We start from the raw sequence: 14509 nt of genomic DNA, 5'->3' as shown, positions 1-14509 counted from the left end.
CGCTGAGGGAATAGGACCTTCGCATTCTAAGCGGCCGCCTTGCCATTAACCAGAAGCTGGGCTTCAAAACCACGCAATGTGCGCCGTGCAGAGGGGCTGTAACCGATGCCAGTATTAGGGTCTATTTCGGGGAAAATAGCGCAAATCTCATCTATGATTTCGCGCTCAAAGTTTTGAGCCATTTGCGGTCCGGGAAGGAAGCTTTCGGTTGCAAGACCCGCTGAATAGACAACTTCATGCGTATCAAAAAGGATGTGCACGTATTCAACGGTTCCACCTTCGAGCCGCGTCACGGAGTGGTCGTTCACGAGGTCTTTGGCGGAAACCAAAACTTCAGTATCGCCAAAAAGAAGCTCGGCTAGACTGTCGCGAACCAGAACGCGGTGTTGAGGTGAGACCATAAGGTCCTCGTGGTCGCCAAAGGTTTTTGCGCGAATGTGAATTGGGGCCATGACCCCAAGGGCAGGAACAACACGACGGCCAATCCAGCGCACAGGTTGTGCCCCGTTGTCGTGGGTGACCACAAGATCGCCGGGCAGGAGCGTTTCGACCGCAACCTCGCCGTGGGGCGTAAGAATACCGGTCCCTGCGACAAAGCAGGGTATCGTTGAAACGGTGACATAGCCGGTGTCAGTAACGCCGTCGGAGTTTTGAATGCCATAGGTGAAGTTGATGGTTTCCGGATCGGAATCAACGAGGATCGAAAAGGTTGAGTCGGCATTCAGGGTAACCGTTTGGCCAGTGGCTAACGTGATTGTATCGCCTGCGGAAACAGCATGGCCATTGATGTGGGTGACAGTAAGGACGCCACCCGATGAATCGTAGTCGTTTGCCAAAACGTCCACTCTCCGCGATCCGTCCACGTACATTTCGACTTCATCATGGTGGGCAATCAAAACCGTTTGAACGGAATTTCCCGCGATCAAGATTGACGAGTCATACTGGCTATCGGAAACATCGGCGATGCCTATCTGGATCGAGTTAACCTCCCCAGGGATTACTGTCATCGTTAGGGTTAGGGTGACAGTAAAGCCATCCATTTCTGTATTGTATTCGCTGCTGACGTTGCTGGTGAAAAGGTTAATATTATTGGCTTGATTGACGGTATTCACCGTGGCGTTTGCGTCCCCTATAACCGTTGGCGCAACGTCGCCGTTGATCCAAACTCCGATTGCATCGTTGTAGATTGAGTTCGAATATTCGGGAAATTCATCCGAGGCGAACACGAATTGCATCGTGAGGGTGTCCGTTGTCGGGATAAAGTCGATGTTCATATAGCTCGCGTCATAGGTCCGTGCGCCTGCGAGATCATCAAAGTCGTCGTTGCCGTTTTCCCCATCACTTGACGAGGTGTAATTGCTGGATTGGTTGGCGTTTCCTGAGGAGCGCGTTATCCCGCTAGCTCGTCCAGTCGAAAGTATAACGCCTGTATCAGAGGGGGTTACGCCGTCGGCGGTCGCGTCGCCCCCAGTATAAATACCTGAGGAACGAGAGTCGCCAGAATAGCTTGCGCCAACGACGGTTACGCCGTCGCCGAAAATTTCTTCAGCCATTTGTATCGCGCTCGCATTGGTGTCAATTGCGAGTTCTGATGCTGCTACCATGCCTGTCCCCAATCATTGGAAACAGCGCAAACGCCGGGGCGGACTGCTCCGCCTATCTTGAAACTGTTTTACTACTTACTGCTCGAAGTGGACCATTTTAGGTCCGCGTTTGCCCTGCCTCGGGTCAATTATTATTGATTTTACAGAAGCAGATTTTTGCTGCTGTGTTAACCTAATTCTGCCTTCTTTCTGATAGTTACCCAGATTTCTGTTTCCCAGATGCAACAAGTTCCTCTCTCTCGATCGGGCATCAGGCTTGCGAAGGCGCAAACGAACGGGTACCGAATGATCGCAAAAAGGAGAATGTAATGCCCCCCATCGACGCCGTTTCCCTAACCGCCGACCTTATTCGATGCCCGTCAGTTACCCCAGTTGAGGGTGGTGCGCTCGTGTTGCTTGAGACGCTTTTGAACGAGGCTGGATTTGAATGTACGCGCGTGGATCGGGCAGGGGTCAGCAACCTTTTTGCACGTTGGGGACGGCGTGGTGCCAACCAAACTTTCGGTTTCAATGGGCACACAGATGTTGTTCCCGTTGGGGACTTGGCGGCTTGGACGGTGGACCCATTTGGCGGAGAAATCCGCGATGGATGGCTCTTTGGTCGCGGGGCGACGGATATGAAGTCGGGGGTTGCGGCCTTTGTGGCTGCTGCGATTGATTTTGTGAAAACGACTCCGCCTAGCGGAGCAATTATCCTGACAATCACGGGCGACGAAGAAGGCGATGCGCTTGATGGCACGACGGCGCTTCTCGATTATATGCAGCAGGCTGGCGAAGCGATGTCGGTTTGCCTTGTTGGGGAGCCAACCTGTCCCGATACCATGGGCGAAATGATGAAAATTGGCCGCCGTGGGAGCATGACGGCCTTTTTTACAGCCAAGGGTGTTCAGGGGCATTCGGCCTATCCGCACCGCGCCAAAAACCCATTACCAGCTTTGGCTCGCCTGATGGATCGTTTGGCGAGCCATGAGCTGGATGCGGGCACCGATCATTTCGATGCGTCGACCTTGGCAATTACGACGATTGATACGGGTAATCCCGCGAATAATGTTATCCCTGCGGTTTGCAAAGGCACGGTGAATATCCGCTTCAATGACACCCATTCAGGCGAGAGCTTAAGCGCTTGGTTGCACCAAGAGGTGGCAAAAGTTTCCGAGGAAATGAACGTCGAAATCGATGTTGTGATCAAGGTTTCCGGCGAAAGTTTTGTGACCCCTCCGGGCGAATTGTCCGCGATGATTTCCAAAGCGGTGACTGCTGTTACAGGGGTGGTCCCTGTCGCCTCCACTACGGGCGGAACTTCGGATGCGCGGTTCGTAAAAAACCATTGCCCCGTTGTTGAATTCGGACTCGTTGGCAAAACGATGCATCAAGTTGACGAGCGCGTAGAGGTCGCCCACATCGAACAACTCAAAAGCATTTACGCGCGCATTCTGGCGGATTATTTTCAATGACCGTCGCCATAGAGGTAACGGAAGACGTGGCAACATGCATTGGTTTGCGCATGGAAGTTTTTGTAGGGGAACAAGGCATCCCTGTTGAGGAAGAAATCGACGCCTATGATGATGACGCCGTGCATCTTTTGGCCGTCGATGAAAATGTGCCTGTCGGAACGGCGCGGCTTCTCCTTTTAGGAGATACTGGCCGGATTGGGCGCGTTTGTGTGGTGAAATCACATCGTGGAACGGGCCTTGGCGCGGCACTAATTACAGCGGGGCTTACGCATTTTTCAACACTTGAGGGTGTGCGTCGGGCCTATCTCTCGGCCCAAGTTCAAGCACTTGGTTTCTATGAAAAACTCGGCTTTGTACCCTATGGTCGCGAGTATGACGACGCAGGGATTTCACACCGAGACATGGAACGCCTTTTGTGAGGAAGCAGCTCATTGTGATGCTTAAGGTCCCGCATGCTGGCCGTGTGAAAACGCGCTTAGGTGCGGATATGGGAATGGTTGGGGCCGCATGGTGGTTTCGTCATCAAGTGCGCAATTTACTGCGACGCTTAGAAGACCCAAAGTGGGATTTAATCCTCGCCGTTTCTCCCGATATTGAGGGTCTCAAAAGTCGCGTTTGGCCGGCGCATCTTCCCCGCATTTCGCAGGGGCAGGGCAATCTTGGCGATCGAATGGCGCGGGTTTTTCGCGACCTGCCTGCAGGGCCGGTACTCATTATTGGTGGGGATATTCCGGGCATTCAAAAACGTCATATTACCGAAGCGTTTGCCGCGCTGGGCAATCATCAGGCGGTTTTTGGTCCGGCACCCGATGGCGGGTATTGGCTCGTTGGGATGAAGCGTGTGGCCGCCATTCCCGCGGCGATATTTCGGAATGTGCGATGGTCGTCGGAAACCGCCCTCGCAGATTCACGCGCCAGTCTATCGGGCCTGTCCATCGCCGAAATTTCCGTGCTACAAGATGTTGATACAGTTTCGGACCTAGAACTTTTGGCCGAATAACCAGAGCATGGACGGGGTTAACGCCGCGTGATAGGGCAATCGAATGGTACATATTCCTTCAAAACAAGAGATCCTGAATTGGATTTCCGAGAATCCGACAAAAACCAACAAGCGCGATATTGCGAAGGCATTTGGCCTTAAAGGTGCGGCGCGGATCGACCTTAAGCGCATGTTGCGTGAGCTTGAGGCCGATGGGGATTTGCAAAAACGCCAACGCAGTTATGGCGATCCGGAGAGCTTGCCGCCTGTCAGCATGTTGGAAATTGTGGGACCAAATAGTGACGGAGACCTCCTTGCACGGCCATTGGAATGGCAAGGGCAGGGGGAGGAACCGACAATTCTTATTGTCGATAAGGATGGCGATCCAGCGCTTGGTGCTGGCAATCGAATTTTAGCGCGCCTTCGGAAACTAGAGAATGAAGAGCATGGCTATGAAGGGCGCTTGATCCGTCAAATAGGGTCTAATCCACTCAAACTCGTCGGTATTTTCCGCACCGGCCACGAAGGTGGGCGGCTGGTTCCCATCGATAAAGGTAGCGACAAAGAGTGGCAGATTGCTGCGGGCGCAACCCTTGAGGCGCGCGATGGTGAACTGGTTGAAGCACAACAAGTCGGCCCGAAATCGCGCATGGGTTTGCCCCGTGCGAAAATCGTGGCGCGCCTTGGCGATCCTTCTTCCCCCAAGGCGGTTTCCCTCATTGCTATTCATCAGCACGGAATTCCCGACAGCTTTCCCGACGAAGTGATTGGCGAAGCCGATAATGCGAAGCCTGCGGGTTTGGGCAAACGTCTTGACCTGCGCGAGATGCCTCTTGTGACCATTGATCCGCCAGACGCGCGGGATCATGATGATGCGTGTTTTGCACAAGCGGATGATGATGCCACTAATCCCAACGGCCATATTGTGTGGGTGGCGATTGCCGATGTTGCGTTTTACGTCACGCCTGGCAGTGCTTTAGACCGCGAAGCGCGCAAGCGTGGCAACTCAAGTTATTTTCCCGATCGTGTCGTGCCCATGCTTCCTGACCGGCTTTCTGGCGACCTTTGTTCGTTACACGAGGGTGTTGAGCGGGCCTGTATCGCGGTGCGTATGGTCTTGGATAAAGACGGCAATAAACTTAGCCACACGTTCCATCGGGCCATGATGAAGTCTCATGCTTCGCTGGCTTACACTGATGTTCAGTCGGCGATGGATGGCGATGTAAACGAAAAATGCGCGCCCCTGTTGGATGAGGTTATTCGCCCTCTTTATGCGGCCTACGACGTTTTGGTTAAGGCACGCGAGCGGCGCCAACCACTTGAATTGAACCTTCCCGAACGGCGTATTGAGCTTTCCGACGAGGGCAAAGTCACCTCTATTTCGTTCCGTGATCGCCTTGATGCGCACCGTCTGATAGAAGAGTTTATGGTGTTGGCAAATGTTGCCGCCGCTGAAACCTTGATCGAGAAAGAACAGCCGCTACTCTTTCGCGTGCACGAGGAACCAAGCGTTGAAAAGCTAGAGGCCTTGCGCGAGACTGCCATCTCTGCGGGCCTTGCTTTGGCAAAAGGGCAGGTGCTTAAAACCCGCCATTTGAACCAGCTCTTGGCACAAGCCGCAAAGACAGAACATGATGAGTTGATCAATATTTCGACCCTTCGTTCGATGACGCAGGCCTACTATAGCCCCGAAAACTTTTCGCATTTTGGCCTCGCTTTGAAAAACTACGGGCATTTCACGTCGCCCATTCGCCGTTACGCGGATCTCATTGTGCACCGTGCTTTGATTACGGGGCATGGGTGGGGAAAAGACGGACTTTCCCCCGAAGATGTCGCGCAATTGGACGATACAGCAAAACAAATTTCGGATACCGAACGGCGCAGTATGGTTGCCGAACGCGACACAACGGATCGGTATCTTGCGAGCTACCTTTCGGAGCGTGTGGGGAATGAATTTCAGGGGCGTGTCGCAGGAATCGCACGGTTTGGCGCGTTCATTAAGCTGGACGAAACCGGTGCGGACGGGCTTGTACCTGTGGCCACGATTGGGCGCGAATATTTTGTGCACGATCCGGAAGCCAATACTTTGACAGGCGAGCATTCGGGCCTCAAAATTTCGTTGGGCCAACGCGCCCTCGTGCGATTGGCGGAGGCCACGCCCGTTACTGGTGGCATCACTCTTGAGTTACTGGAATTGGACGGCAAGGCGCTACCCAAAGGCGGCGGATCGCGCGGCGGAAAAAGCCATAAAGGCCGACGTGTTGGCCAAGCGCGCGCCAAGAATGCCAAGATGAACCGCAAGGTGGCCCGCAAACGCACAAAGAAATAGACGAGACAAACCCATTTCACACGGTGTTTCTATTTGCTAATCTAGGCCAAATTTCGCGGGGTATCGAATGCGCTTCATGTTTATATCCGCTTTGTGGATCGTTATGCTTTTTCCAACGCTGGGAATGGCCGCAAATGATATTGCACAACCCACGCCCGTTTTAGGAGACGTTCAAATGACTGCACCACAGGGTGCCGAGGGTTTTAACGCGTGGCTAGTGGAGTTTCGCAAGAGGGCACAGTCGGCGGGTATTTCAACCAGCGTGTTAGACGCAAGTTTGGCGGGTATTTCTTACAATCCCGATGTTGTTAAAAAAGACCGTAACCAATCCGAATTTACCAAACAAATCTGGGAATATTTGGACAGTGCAACCTCAAATGCGCGTGTCACAAACGGGAAGAAAGCTCTCGCTGAAAACGACGGCATCCTTTCGCAAATTGAAGCCAAGTTCGGTGTGGAAAAGGAGATTGTGGCGGCCATTTGGGGACTCGAAAGTGCTTATGGAACTTTCCGAGGAAATGTCCCGATCATCGAATCCCTCGCGACCCTTTCCTATGATGGTCGGCGCGGAGATTTTTTTGAGGCGCAACTCATTGATGCGTTAAAAATCATTCAATCCGGCGACGTGGCACCTGCGAATATGACGGGTTCATGGGCTGGAGCCATGGGGCATACACAGTTTATGCCCTCGTCATATTTGTCCTATGCCGTTGATTTCACAGGCGACGGCAAGCGCGATATTTGGGGGGACAGCCCCGCCGATGCGCTGGCTTCAACGGCGGCCTATTTGAAAGGCTATGGTTGGACATTTGGTCAGCCGTGGGGTGTTGAGGTTATTCTGCCGAAAGGTTTTGATTTCCTCCTGTCGAGCGAGCGAGTCAAGAAGCCTGCAACTGTTTGGGCGCAAATGGGCGTGCGGGATACCAAAGGGAAAATCGTTCCGAATTATGGCCCGTCTTCAGTACTCCTCCCCGCCGGGGCACAGGGGGCGGCCTTCATTATTTTCAACAATTTCCATGTGATCGAGCGTTATAATACCGCAGATGCCTATGTCATTGGGGTCGGGCATTTGGCCGATCGGATTGCGGGAGGGACGGAGATTCAAGCGGATTGGCCTCGAGAGGATCAGGCGCTTCGATTTATCGAGAAGATACAAATGCAGGAACGTTTGACGCAGGCGGGATTCGATACACTGGGAACGGACGGTATTATTGGTCCGAATACAATCGCGGCGATCAAGGCCTTTCAAGCGAGTGTTGGGATGATACCGGATGGGTACGCCAGTTCGCGGGTGCTCTCAAGACTCAAGTAGGTGAGATCTCACCGCGATTAACGGCGAGTGTCTAGCTGTTTCTACGTTTGAGCGTGTCGCCAAATTGGAGTTTTGGCGAGAGTTCAATTGAATCATCTGGGCTGGCCTCTGCGCCGGCCGCACGGCGAGCGATGATTTGGGCAGCAAGGCGTCCGATTTCATTTCGCTCCGACCCCATTGACGCCAACATGCGCGGCAGCCCTTCCAAGAGTTCAACGCCATTGAAACCCGCAAGACCAATCGTTTGCGGAACTTTTATACCTTGATCCAAACAATACAATAGACCACCAGCGCCAATCATATCGTTGGAATAATAGAGAAAATCCAGATCTGGCGTACGTTTGAGCATGGCTTCCGTCATCTCGCGCCCCTTACGCAAGGCCGACCCCCCCGAATAAAATTCTTGATCGGCAACCTCTAGCCCTTCTTTTGCCAGAGCTTCCGTGAACCCTTCAAAGCGTTTGCGCGCGCGGTGATCCAGCGGCATTTTTGTACCCATGAAACCGATGCGTTTGTAGCCTTGCTTGATGATCGCTTGGGCCATTTTGCGACCCGCTCGCCGGTGCGAAATCCCGACCATGGCGTCGATGGGTTCACCGTCAACGTCCATTATTTCAACGATGGGAATGCCCGCATTTCGCATCATGGCTTTAGAGGCTTCGGTGTGCTCAAGACCGGCAATAATCACGCCCGAAGGACGCCACGAGAGCATTTCATACAGCACGGATTCTTCTTTTTCAGGACGATAGTTGGTAACGCCCACAACAGGTTGCAAAGGCGTATCATCCAAAACATCGGAAATGCCGGTCAACACCTCTGGAAACACCATATTTGAAAGTGAGGGGATGATCACGGCAACCAAATTGACGCGCTGGCTTGCAAGTGCACCCGCGATTTTGTTGGGGACATACCCCAAGCGCTTTGCTGCGGCCTGAACTTTCTCGCGGGTGTCTACGGAAACATCGCCCCGATTCCGCAACACCCTTGAGACGGTCATTTCACTTACACCCGAAGCCTCGGAAACATCACGTAATGTTAGGGTACGCTTCGGCGGAATTCTGAGCTGGGTCAATTGCTGAAACCTTGTTAAATTCTGTGTAAACCAACATAGCGCAAAAATCCCTCTTGTCCACGGCGCGATGGAGCGCTATGTTATCGCTAACAGTAAGTTCAACGCGTCCTGCAAGCTCTCTATCTCAGGCGTTGTTGGATAAGGGGGAGTGGTGGGCCAAATTCACTCCCCCTTCACTGCTTATTCTCAATTACTTTAGAAATATTCCTTTTTAAGCGATCACACGATTGTTGCTATTGCAGATGGTCATGATTCACGCGCAATAACGGCTTAGATTTATGGGTTTATATGAATTTTTACCCGGCTTCTTCAGTGTCCATCGCCAAAATCGCAGTGAGTCGTTCAAAACTTGAGGACACATTGTTTGGCTCGTCTTGCGCAAGAAAGGCGTCCAAACCTGGCCAAGTTCTAATTGAGGCATCTACGAGCGGATCAGAACCCGTAGAATAAAGTCCCGCCTGAATCATCATTTCGGCACGATCATACGCCCCTAAAAGCTGCCTACTGCGCTTGATAAGTTCATTTTCTTCATAAGATGCAGCCAAAGGGAGGCTTCTGGAAACTGATCTTAGAAGGTCAATTGCAGGAAACCTTCCCCTTTCAGCAATGGTGCGATCCAAGACGATATGCCCATCCAAGACACCACGCAAAATATCTGCAATCGGCTCTTCCATATCCGATCCCGCGACCAACACGGTTAAAATTGCGGTAATATCGCCAGAAGTTCCCGCGCCTGGCCCCGCGCGTTCGCACAGACCCATAATCATTGAAGAGGTCGACGGAGGGAAGCCGCGCAAATTGGCCTGCTCGCCGGATGACAGAGCAACTTCGCGGTGCGCTTCGGCAAATCTTGTGATGGAGTCCGCGAGCAGCAGGACATGCAGCCCTTGGTCCCGAAAGAATTCGGCAACGGCCATCGCGGTAAACGCGCACCTCCTTCGTACAAGGGGGGATTGATCGGACGTGGCGGCAATAACCACGGCACGCTTCATGCCTTCAGGTCCCAAAACTGTATCCACAAATTCGCGAACTTCTCGTCCTCGTTCTCCGATGAGGGCCACCACCACAACATCCGCCTGCACGTTTTTGGCGAGCTTTGACAGAAGGGTGGATTTGCCTACTCCTGACCCTGAAAACAACCCTAATCTTTGTCCACGGACAATGGGCAAGAGTGTGTTGAAGACAGCAAGGCCTGTCTCTAGGCGCGGCCCCATGGCGCGTCTTTGAGTGGGGTTTGGCGGTGGCGACTTCAAGGCCTTCTCATGCGCCCCTTTGGATAGTTTGCGACCATCCATCGGCATCCCTGACGGGTCGATAACGCGGCCAATCCAATTATTGTGCGGGAAAATTGAGTTCTTGCCCAGAAGCGCGACGCGATCGCCCATGACGACACCTTCGGTCGTCCCGTCGAGCAAAACGGTCATGGAGCCAACAGATAAATTCAAAACATCGCCAGAAATAAGTCTCCCTTCGCGACTTTGAACTTGGACCTGATCCCCGACACTCGCCTTATCCGAAAGACCTCGAACGATGACCGTGCCCTGTGAAACACCACTCACACGCCCAATCGCACGCGTTAGCGGAGTCGCATTAATTCCTGCGGACAACTCTTTGAATTTCGAGTCGGACATTCTGTGCTCCTTCTGATCACTAAACCCTTTTTAAAGGAATCAGGGTTAAGAGTTAGTTGAAACCGGTCGAGGGAGAAGCCCCGATGTTTGATAAACTAGATATTATGCGCATGTCGCAAGCGATGGCATCGCACGCAAGTACCCGTCAGGCGACAATCGCCCAGAACGTGGCCAATGCAGATACGCCCGGGTACAAAGCCCGTGATGTTGTCGCCTTTTCGGATGCCTATGAGGGCACCAATGAGAAACCTTTGCGAGCATCTCGTGAAGGCCATCTTACTGAGGCCGACCGAGGCTTCACCCCTACCATTGTAACCGACACAACGCGCGGCGCGCTGTCCCCTAACGGCAACTCTGTTTCCTTAGAAACGGAACTTATGCGGGCCAGCGAGACACGGCATCAATTTGATACCGCAATTTCAATCTACAAGTCTTCGCTGAATATTCTGCGAACAAGCATCCGTTAAAAGGGAGATTCCAAGAATGAGTGATTTAATGAAAACTCTCGCGCTATCCGCGAGCGGTATGCAGGCCCAAGCCACACGGCTTCGCCACGTTTCCGAGAATATCGCGAATACCGACACCCCCGGCTATCATCGTAAAACGGCCTCTTTTGAAGAGGTGATTTCCGAAGGGCTCCGCACAGGGGAGGTCAAAGCCGGCGATGTAAAGCTGGACCGTTCTGAATTGAAGCGGATGTTTGACCCCGCAAACCCCTTGGCGGATGAAACCGGCCACTATGATGGATCGAATGTCGATCTAGTGGTCGAAATTGCTGACGCGCGCGAAGCGCAGCGCAGCTACGAGGCGAATCTCAAAATGTTCGATCAGGCGCGACAAATGTCGTCTGCTCTGCTCGAACTCCTTCGCCGTTAGAGGAGATCAGAATGGATTTCAAATCCTCAATAGCTGCCCAACAATACGCAGCAACCAGACCCGCGACAGCGCCGAAGCCTGACGCGGGCGGCGGGGAGGCCTTCGCTAAAGTTGCTCAGGATTTTGCCAGCACGCTCGCCAACGGCGAGAATCAAGCGAAAGCGGCAATGATTGGTGGCGCCGATCCCAATGCCCTTGTGCAGGCTCTGGCGCAAACTGAGCTTGCCGTGGAAACGGCAGTGACGGTCCGCGACAAGGTTGTCGAAGCGTATTTAGAAATTTTACGGATGCCGGTGTAAGGTATGGATGACATCGTTTTTTACGACACCCTTCGGCAGGCCCTGTGGATTGCAGTTTTAGTTTCCACCCCAATTTTAACCGTCGCCCTTGTTGCTGGCGTTGCGGTTGGGTTGTTTCAAGCTTTGACGTCAGTTCAAGAAATGACGCTCACTTTCGTCCCTAAATTGGCGGCCATTTTGATTGTGTTTTGGATGACCATGGGCTTCATGACAGAGACATTGGTTGCGTTTTTTACGGACCAAATCGTCCCATTGATCGTGGGGGTATAGCGCATGGACAATGCAAGTTATACCACCCTCACCCGTCAATCTGGCTTGATGCGCGAAATGCAAACTGTCGCCAATAACTTAGCCAATTTGGCCACGACGGGATTTCGTAAAGAAGGGGTCATTTTCGCAGAGCATGTGAAGGCCTTGGGCCGCGATGATCCCAGTCTCTCCATGGCTACAGCTTCGGTGGCCAACACGGACTTACGGCAAGGCTCATTGAGCCAAACCAACGGCACATTCGACTTCGCCATCGAAGGTGAAGGCTTCTTTATGGTTGAAACTCAAGACGGTAACCGTCTGACCCGAGCAGGTGCTTTTACCCCAAACGGGGAGGGCGATCTCGTTACGCATGATGGTAATCGACTTCTGGATGCTGGCGGTGCTCCAATATTTGTACCCGCGGGGGTCGCAGATTTGCAGGTTTCCGCAGACGGAACCTTGAGTGCGGATGGTCAACCTCTCTCACAGATCGGGTTATTTCAGCCTGAAAACCCATTCGATTTGCGCCGTGAGAACGGTGTCCGTTTTGAATTTACCGGCGAAGTTACACCCGTCGAGAACCCAACAATTCTGCAAGGTTTTGTCGAAGATTCGAATGTGAACCCAGTCGGCGAAGTCGCTCGAATGATTGAGGTCCAAAGAGCTTACGAGCAAGGGCAAGGGTTTCTTGAGAAAGAAGATGAACGCATCCGTGCCGTAATTAGGGCTCTTGGTTAAATGAGAAAGGATTTTTCATGCGCGCGCTACAAATAGCAGCCACCGGAATGGCGGCCCAGCAAATGCGGGTTGAAACGATTTCGAACAATCTCGCGAATATGAACACAACGGGGTATAATGCTCGACGAGCCGAGTTCGCCGACTTGCATTATCAACAGCAGACGCGGGCCGGAACTATTAATGCCGCGGATGGAACGATTGTTCCAACTGGGGTGCAGCTCGGCCTTGGCGTTCGTCCATCGTCCGTAACGGTTGAATTATCCCAAGGTAGCTTAGGCGCGACAGGCGGCGACCTTGATCTCGCGATTGAGGGTCTCGGTTATATTGAAGTGACTCTCCCTTCAGGGCAGTCGGCGTTCACGCGAGATGGCGGTTTAAAGCGATCTGCTGACGGCCTAATTGTCACATCCGACGGGTATCCCGTCGTTCCAGAAATTACGATTCCCTCCGATGCTCGCAGTATTTCCATCAATGCCGAAGGTGAGACCTATGCCTATTTTAACGACCGAGTGGAACCCGAGTTGCTGGGGCAATTGTCCATCGCAGGGTTTTCGAACTCAAAAGGGCTTGAAGCGATTGGATCAAATTTGTTCCTAGAGTCCGCTGCGTCCGGTGCTCCTACGGTCAGTACCCCCGGTGAAAACGGGCTGGGAACACTGCGCCAAGGATATCTTGAGAATTCGTCTGTCGATGCCGTTCGAGAGATCACAGAATTGATCGAAGCTCAAAGAGGATACGAGCTAAATGCGAAAGTGTTGACCGCAGCAGATCAGATGCTCGGCGCAACAACGCAAATACGATGATGAAGTATCTATTGTTCATATGCGCGCTGACTGCCGCAAACGCGTCGCATGGCGAAACCCTCGTAGCGGCTCGAACGATCCCAAGTCACACAATCATCTCGCCCGCAGATGTAGCAATAAAAGACGGTAATACCCTTGGCGCGCTAACGCTTTTGGAAGAGGTCATCGGACAAGAAGCTCGCGTAGCAATTTACGCCGGCCGACCAATTCGAAGGAACGACATCGGCGCGCCTGCACTCGTTGAGCGCAATCAAATCGTCAAACTCGCCTATTCCAACGGTGTCCTGAACATATCAGTCGAAGCACGGGCATTGGGACGCGGGTCGGCAGGGGATGTACTCCGTTTTATGAATCTAGACTCACGCACAACAATTTCAGGGACCGTTCAAGATGATGGCTCAATTCTCGTCACAAAATAGAGGAAAAAAAATGAAGAAAGTTTCGATTGCTTTTCTATCCGTCGCTTTTTTGTCCGGCTGTCAGTCGCTGAGTGAAGTAGGGCAAGCGCCCGAATTTACGGAAACCAGAGGCTCGCTTGAGTACTCGTCGATGATGTCACCCGGTTTTCCCGTTTCACTTGAACCAACGAGCAGGAAAGATGCGGCCTCATTGTGGAGTGGAGAAGATCAGTCGCTGTTTAGCGATCGCAGAGCGCTGCGCCGTGGGGACATCTTGACCGTCGTCATCGAAATTGATGAGAAAGCCGAAATTTCGAACACCTCCTCCCGAGACCGAACCGGCAATACATCGATGGGAATTCCTCAGTTATTTGGAATTCCTCAGCGCCTTGATGAAATGCTTCCTCCTGGGGCTTCAATGGCCGATGCTGTTGAAACAAATTCGTCTACGTCCCACCAAGGCAGTGGTTCCGTTCGAAGAAATGAAAAGCTTACGTTGAAGGTGGCAGCGACAGTCGTTGATGTTCTCCAAAATGGGGTTTTTGCGATCAAAGGCTCCCAAGAAGTCCGTGTAAACTTTGAAATAAGAGAGCTGTTGGTTTCAGGATATGTGCGACCAGAAGACATTTCACGCCAAAATCAGATCACGTATGACAAGATTGCCTCGGCTCGGATTTCATATGGCGGCCGCGGGCAGATTACCCAGGTTCAACAGCCATCTTACGGTCAGCAAATCAATGATATTATTCTTCCATTCTAATCTAG

Annotated in this window: 16 protein-coding genes; 13 read left to right on the top strand and 3 right to left on the bottom strand. The window is 52.5% G+C overall.

Translation table 11 applies throughout. The features are described from left to right. Positions 1-26: 26 nt before the first annotated feature. Positions 27-1604, bottom strand: a complete 1578-nt coding sequence (locus AB9F29_RS11855; protein WP_369755819.1) for a Hint domain-containing protein — start codon at positions 1602-1604, stop codon at positions 27-29. Positions 1605-1912: 308 nt separating this feature from the next. Here AB9F29_RS11855 and dapE point away from each other — a divergent pair, with 308 nt between their 5' ends. The 5 genes from dapE (at position 1913) to AB9F29_RS11830 (ending at position 7678) form a co-directional block, all read left to right on the top strand. Then, a complete protein-coding gene (dapE, locus tag AB9F29_RS11850; protein ID WP_335584618.1) occupies positions 1913-3058 on the top strand; it encodes a succinyl-diaminopimelate desuccinylase in 1146 nt (381 codons plus the stop codon). Continuing rightward, a complete protein-coding gene (locus AB9F29_RS11845) occupies positions 3055-3477 on the top strand; it encodes a GNAT family N-acetyltransferase (protein ID WP_369755818.1) in 423 nt (140 codons plus the stop codon). The genes dapE and AB9F29_RS11845 overlap by 4 nt, the downstream gene beginning before the upstream one ends. Before the next feature lie 17 nt (positions 3478-3494). Continuing rightward, positions 3495-4058, top strand: a complete 564-nt coding sequence (locus AB9F29_RS11840) for a TIGR04282 family arsenosugar biosynthesis glycosyltransferase (RefSeq protein WP_369755871.1) — start codon at positions 3495-3497, stop codon at positions 4056-4058. A 43-nt stretch (positions 4059-4101) separates the two neighbouring features. Next, entirely contained in the window at positions 4102-6366 is a 2265-nt protein-coding gene (gene rnr, locus AB9F29_RS11835; RefSeq protein WP_369755817.1) for a ribonuclease R, read from the top strand. Between the two features lie 175 nt (positions 6367-6541). Continuing rightward, positions 6542-7678: a lytic murein transglycosylase gene (locus AB9F29_RS11830; protein ID WP_369755816.1), complete on the top strand. Its 1137-nt coding sequence runs from the start codon at positions 6542-6544 to the stop codon at positions 7676-7678. 31 nt (positions 7679-7709) lie between these two features. Here the strand turns inward: AB9F29_RS11830 and AB9F29_RS11825 are convergent, their stop codons facing one another. Together AB9F29_RS11825 and AB9F29_RS11820 are read right to left on the bottom strand one after the other, a co-directional pair. Further along, complete coding sequence (locus AB9F29_RS11825; protein ID WP_179946761.1) at positions 7710-8750, bottom strand: LacI family DNA-binding transcriptional regulator; 1041 nt, start codon at positions 8748-8750, stop codon at positions 7710-7712. Positions 8751-9046: 296 nt separating this feature from the next. Continuing rightward, positions 9047-10381: a FliI/YscN family ATPase gene (locus AB9F29_RS11820; RefSeq protein WP_369755815.1), complete on the bottom strand. Its 1335-nt coding sequence runs from the start codon at positions 10379-10381 to the stop codon at positions 9047-9049. 83 nt (positions 10382-10464) lie between these two features. On the opposite strand from AB9F29_RS11820, the gene AB9F29_RS11815 reads away from it, so the two are divergent. From AB9F29_RS11815 to flgH, 8 genes are read left to right on the top strand one after another with little or no spacing between them, the layout of a single operon-like run. Continuing rightward, positions 10465-10848, top strand: a complete 384-nt coding sequence (locus AB9F29_RS11815) for a FlgB family protein (RefSeq protein WP_039000276.1) — start codon at positions 10465-10467, stop codon at positions 10846-10848. Between the two features lie 16 nt (positions 10849-10864). After that, positions 10865-11257, top strand: coding sequence for a flagellar basal body rod protein FlgC (flgC, locus tag AB9F29_RS11810; protein WP_039000275.1), 393 nt, complete (start codon positions 10865-10867; stop codon positions 11255-11257). Positions 11258-11268: 11 nt separating this feature from the next. Further along, positions 11269-11556: a flagellar hook-basal body complex protein FliE gene (gene fliE, locus AB9F29_RS11805; RefSeq protein WP_039000274.1), complete on the top strand. Its 288-nt coding sequence runs from the start codon at positions 11269-11271 to the stop codon at positions 11554-11556. Positions 11557-11559: 3 nt separating this feature from the next. Further along, the gene (locus AB9F29_RS11800) at positions 11560-11826 is read left to right on the top strand and encodes a flagellar biosynthetic protein FliQ (protein ID WP_335584625.1); all 267 of its coding nucleotides are present in this window, start codon (positions 11560-11562) and stop codon (positions 11824-11826) included. Between the two features lie 3 nt (positions 11827-11829). Then, the gene (locus AB9F29_RS11795; protein ID WP_335584626.1) at positions 11830-12543 is read left to right on the top strand and encodes a flagellar hook-basal body complex protein; all 714 of its coding nucleotides are present in this window, start codon (positions 11830-11832) and stop codon (positions 12541-12543) included. Positions 12544-12560: 17 nt separating this feature from the next. After that, complete coding sequence (gene flgG / locus AB9F29_RS11790; protein WP_039000270.1) at positions 12561-13346, top strand: flagellar basal-body rod protein FlgG; 786 nt, start codon at positions 12561-12563, stop codon at positions 13344-13346. Beyond that, entirely contained in the window at positions 13343-13765 is a 423-nt protein-coding gene (flgA, locus tag AB9F29_RS11785) for a flagellar basal body P-ring formation chaperone FlgA (protein ID WP_369755814.1), read from the top strand. The genes flgG and flgA overlap by 4 nt, the downstream gene beginning before the upstream one ends. Before the next feature lie 10 nt (positions 13766-13775). Further along, positions 13776-14504, top strand: a complete 729-nt coding sequence (flgH, locus tag AB9F29_RS11780; protein WP_369755813.1) for a flagellar basal body L-ring protein FlgH — start codon at positions 13776-13778, stop codon at positions 14502-14504. The last annotated feature ends 5 nt before the right edge of the window (positions 14505-14509 follow it).

This window comes from Falsihalocynthiibacter sp. S25ZX9, from assembly GCF_041205405.1.
In the GTDB taxonomy this organism is placed as follows: Bacteria; Pseudomonadota; Alphaproteobacteria; order Rhodobacterales; family Rhodobacteraceae; genus Falsihalocynthiibacter; species Falsihalocynthiibacter arcticus.
This window is presented reverse-complemented; position numbering and strand designations above follow the sequence as displayed.

Coding starts and splice junctions, on each gene's coding strand:
- dapE (WP_335584618.1), top strand. CDS start 1,913: ATGCCCCCCATCGACGCCGTTTCCCTAACCGCCGACCTTATTCGATGC.
- AB9F29_RS11820 (WP_369755815.1), bottom strand. CDS start 10,381: ATGTCCGACTCGAAATTCAAAGAGTTGTCCGCAGGAATTAATGCGACT.
- flgG (WP_039000270.1), top strand. CDS start 12,561: ATGCGCGCGCTACAAATAGCAGCCACCGGAATGGCGGCCCAGCAAATG.
- flgA (WP_369755814.1), top strand. CDS start 13,343: ATGATGAAGTATCTATTGTTCATATGCGCGCTGACTGCCGCAAACGCG.
- AB9F29_RS11815 (WP_039000276.1), top strand. CDS start 10,465: ATGTTTGATAAACTAGATATTATGCGCATGTCGCAAGCGATGGCATCG.
- AB9F29_RS11855 (WP_369755819.1), bottom strand. CDS start 1,604: ATGGTAGCAGCATCAGAACTCGCAATTGACACCAATGCGAGCGCGATA.
- flgH (WP_369755813.1), top strand. CDS start 13,776: ATGAAGAAAGTTTCGATTGCTTTTCTATCCGTCGCTTTTTTGTCCGGC.
- flgC (WP_039000275.1), top strand. CDS start 10,865: ATGAGTGATTTAATGAAAACTCTCGCGCTATCCGCGAGCGGTATGCAG.
- AB9F29_RS11830 (WP_369755816.1), top strand. CDS start 6,542: ATGACTGCACCACAGGGTGCCGAGGGTTTTAACGCGTGGCTAGTGGAG.
- rnr (WP_369755817.1), top strand. CDS start 4,102: ATGGTACATATTCCTTCAAAACAAGAGATCCTGAATTGGATTTCCGAG.
- fliE (WP_039000274.1), top strand. CDS start 11,269: ATGGATTTCAAATCCTCAATAGCTGCCCAACAATACGCAGCAACCAGA.
- AB9F29_RS11795 (WP_335584626.1), top strand. CDS start 11,830: ATGGACAATGCAAGTTATACCACCCTCACCCGTCAATCTGGCTTGATG.
- AB9F29_RS11800 (WP_335584625.1), top strand. CDS start 11,560: ATGGATGACATCGTTTTTTACGACACCCTTCGGCAGGCCCTGTGGATT.
- AB9F29_RS11845 (WP_369755818.1), top strand. CDS start 3,055: ATGACCGTCGCCATAGAGGTAACGGAAGACGTGGCAACATGCATTGGT.
- AB9F29_RS11840 (WP_369755871.1), top strand. CDS start 3,495: ATGCTTAAGGTCCCGCATGCTGGCCGTGTGAAAACGCGCTTAGGTGCG.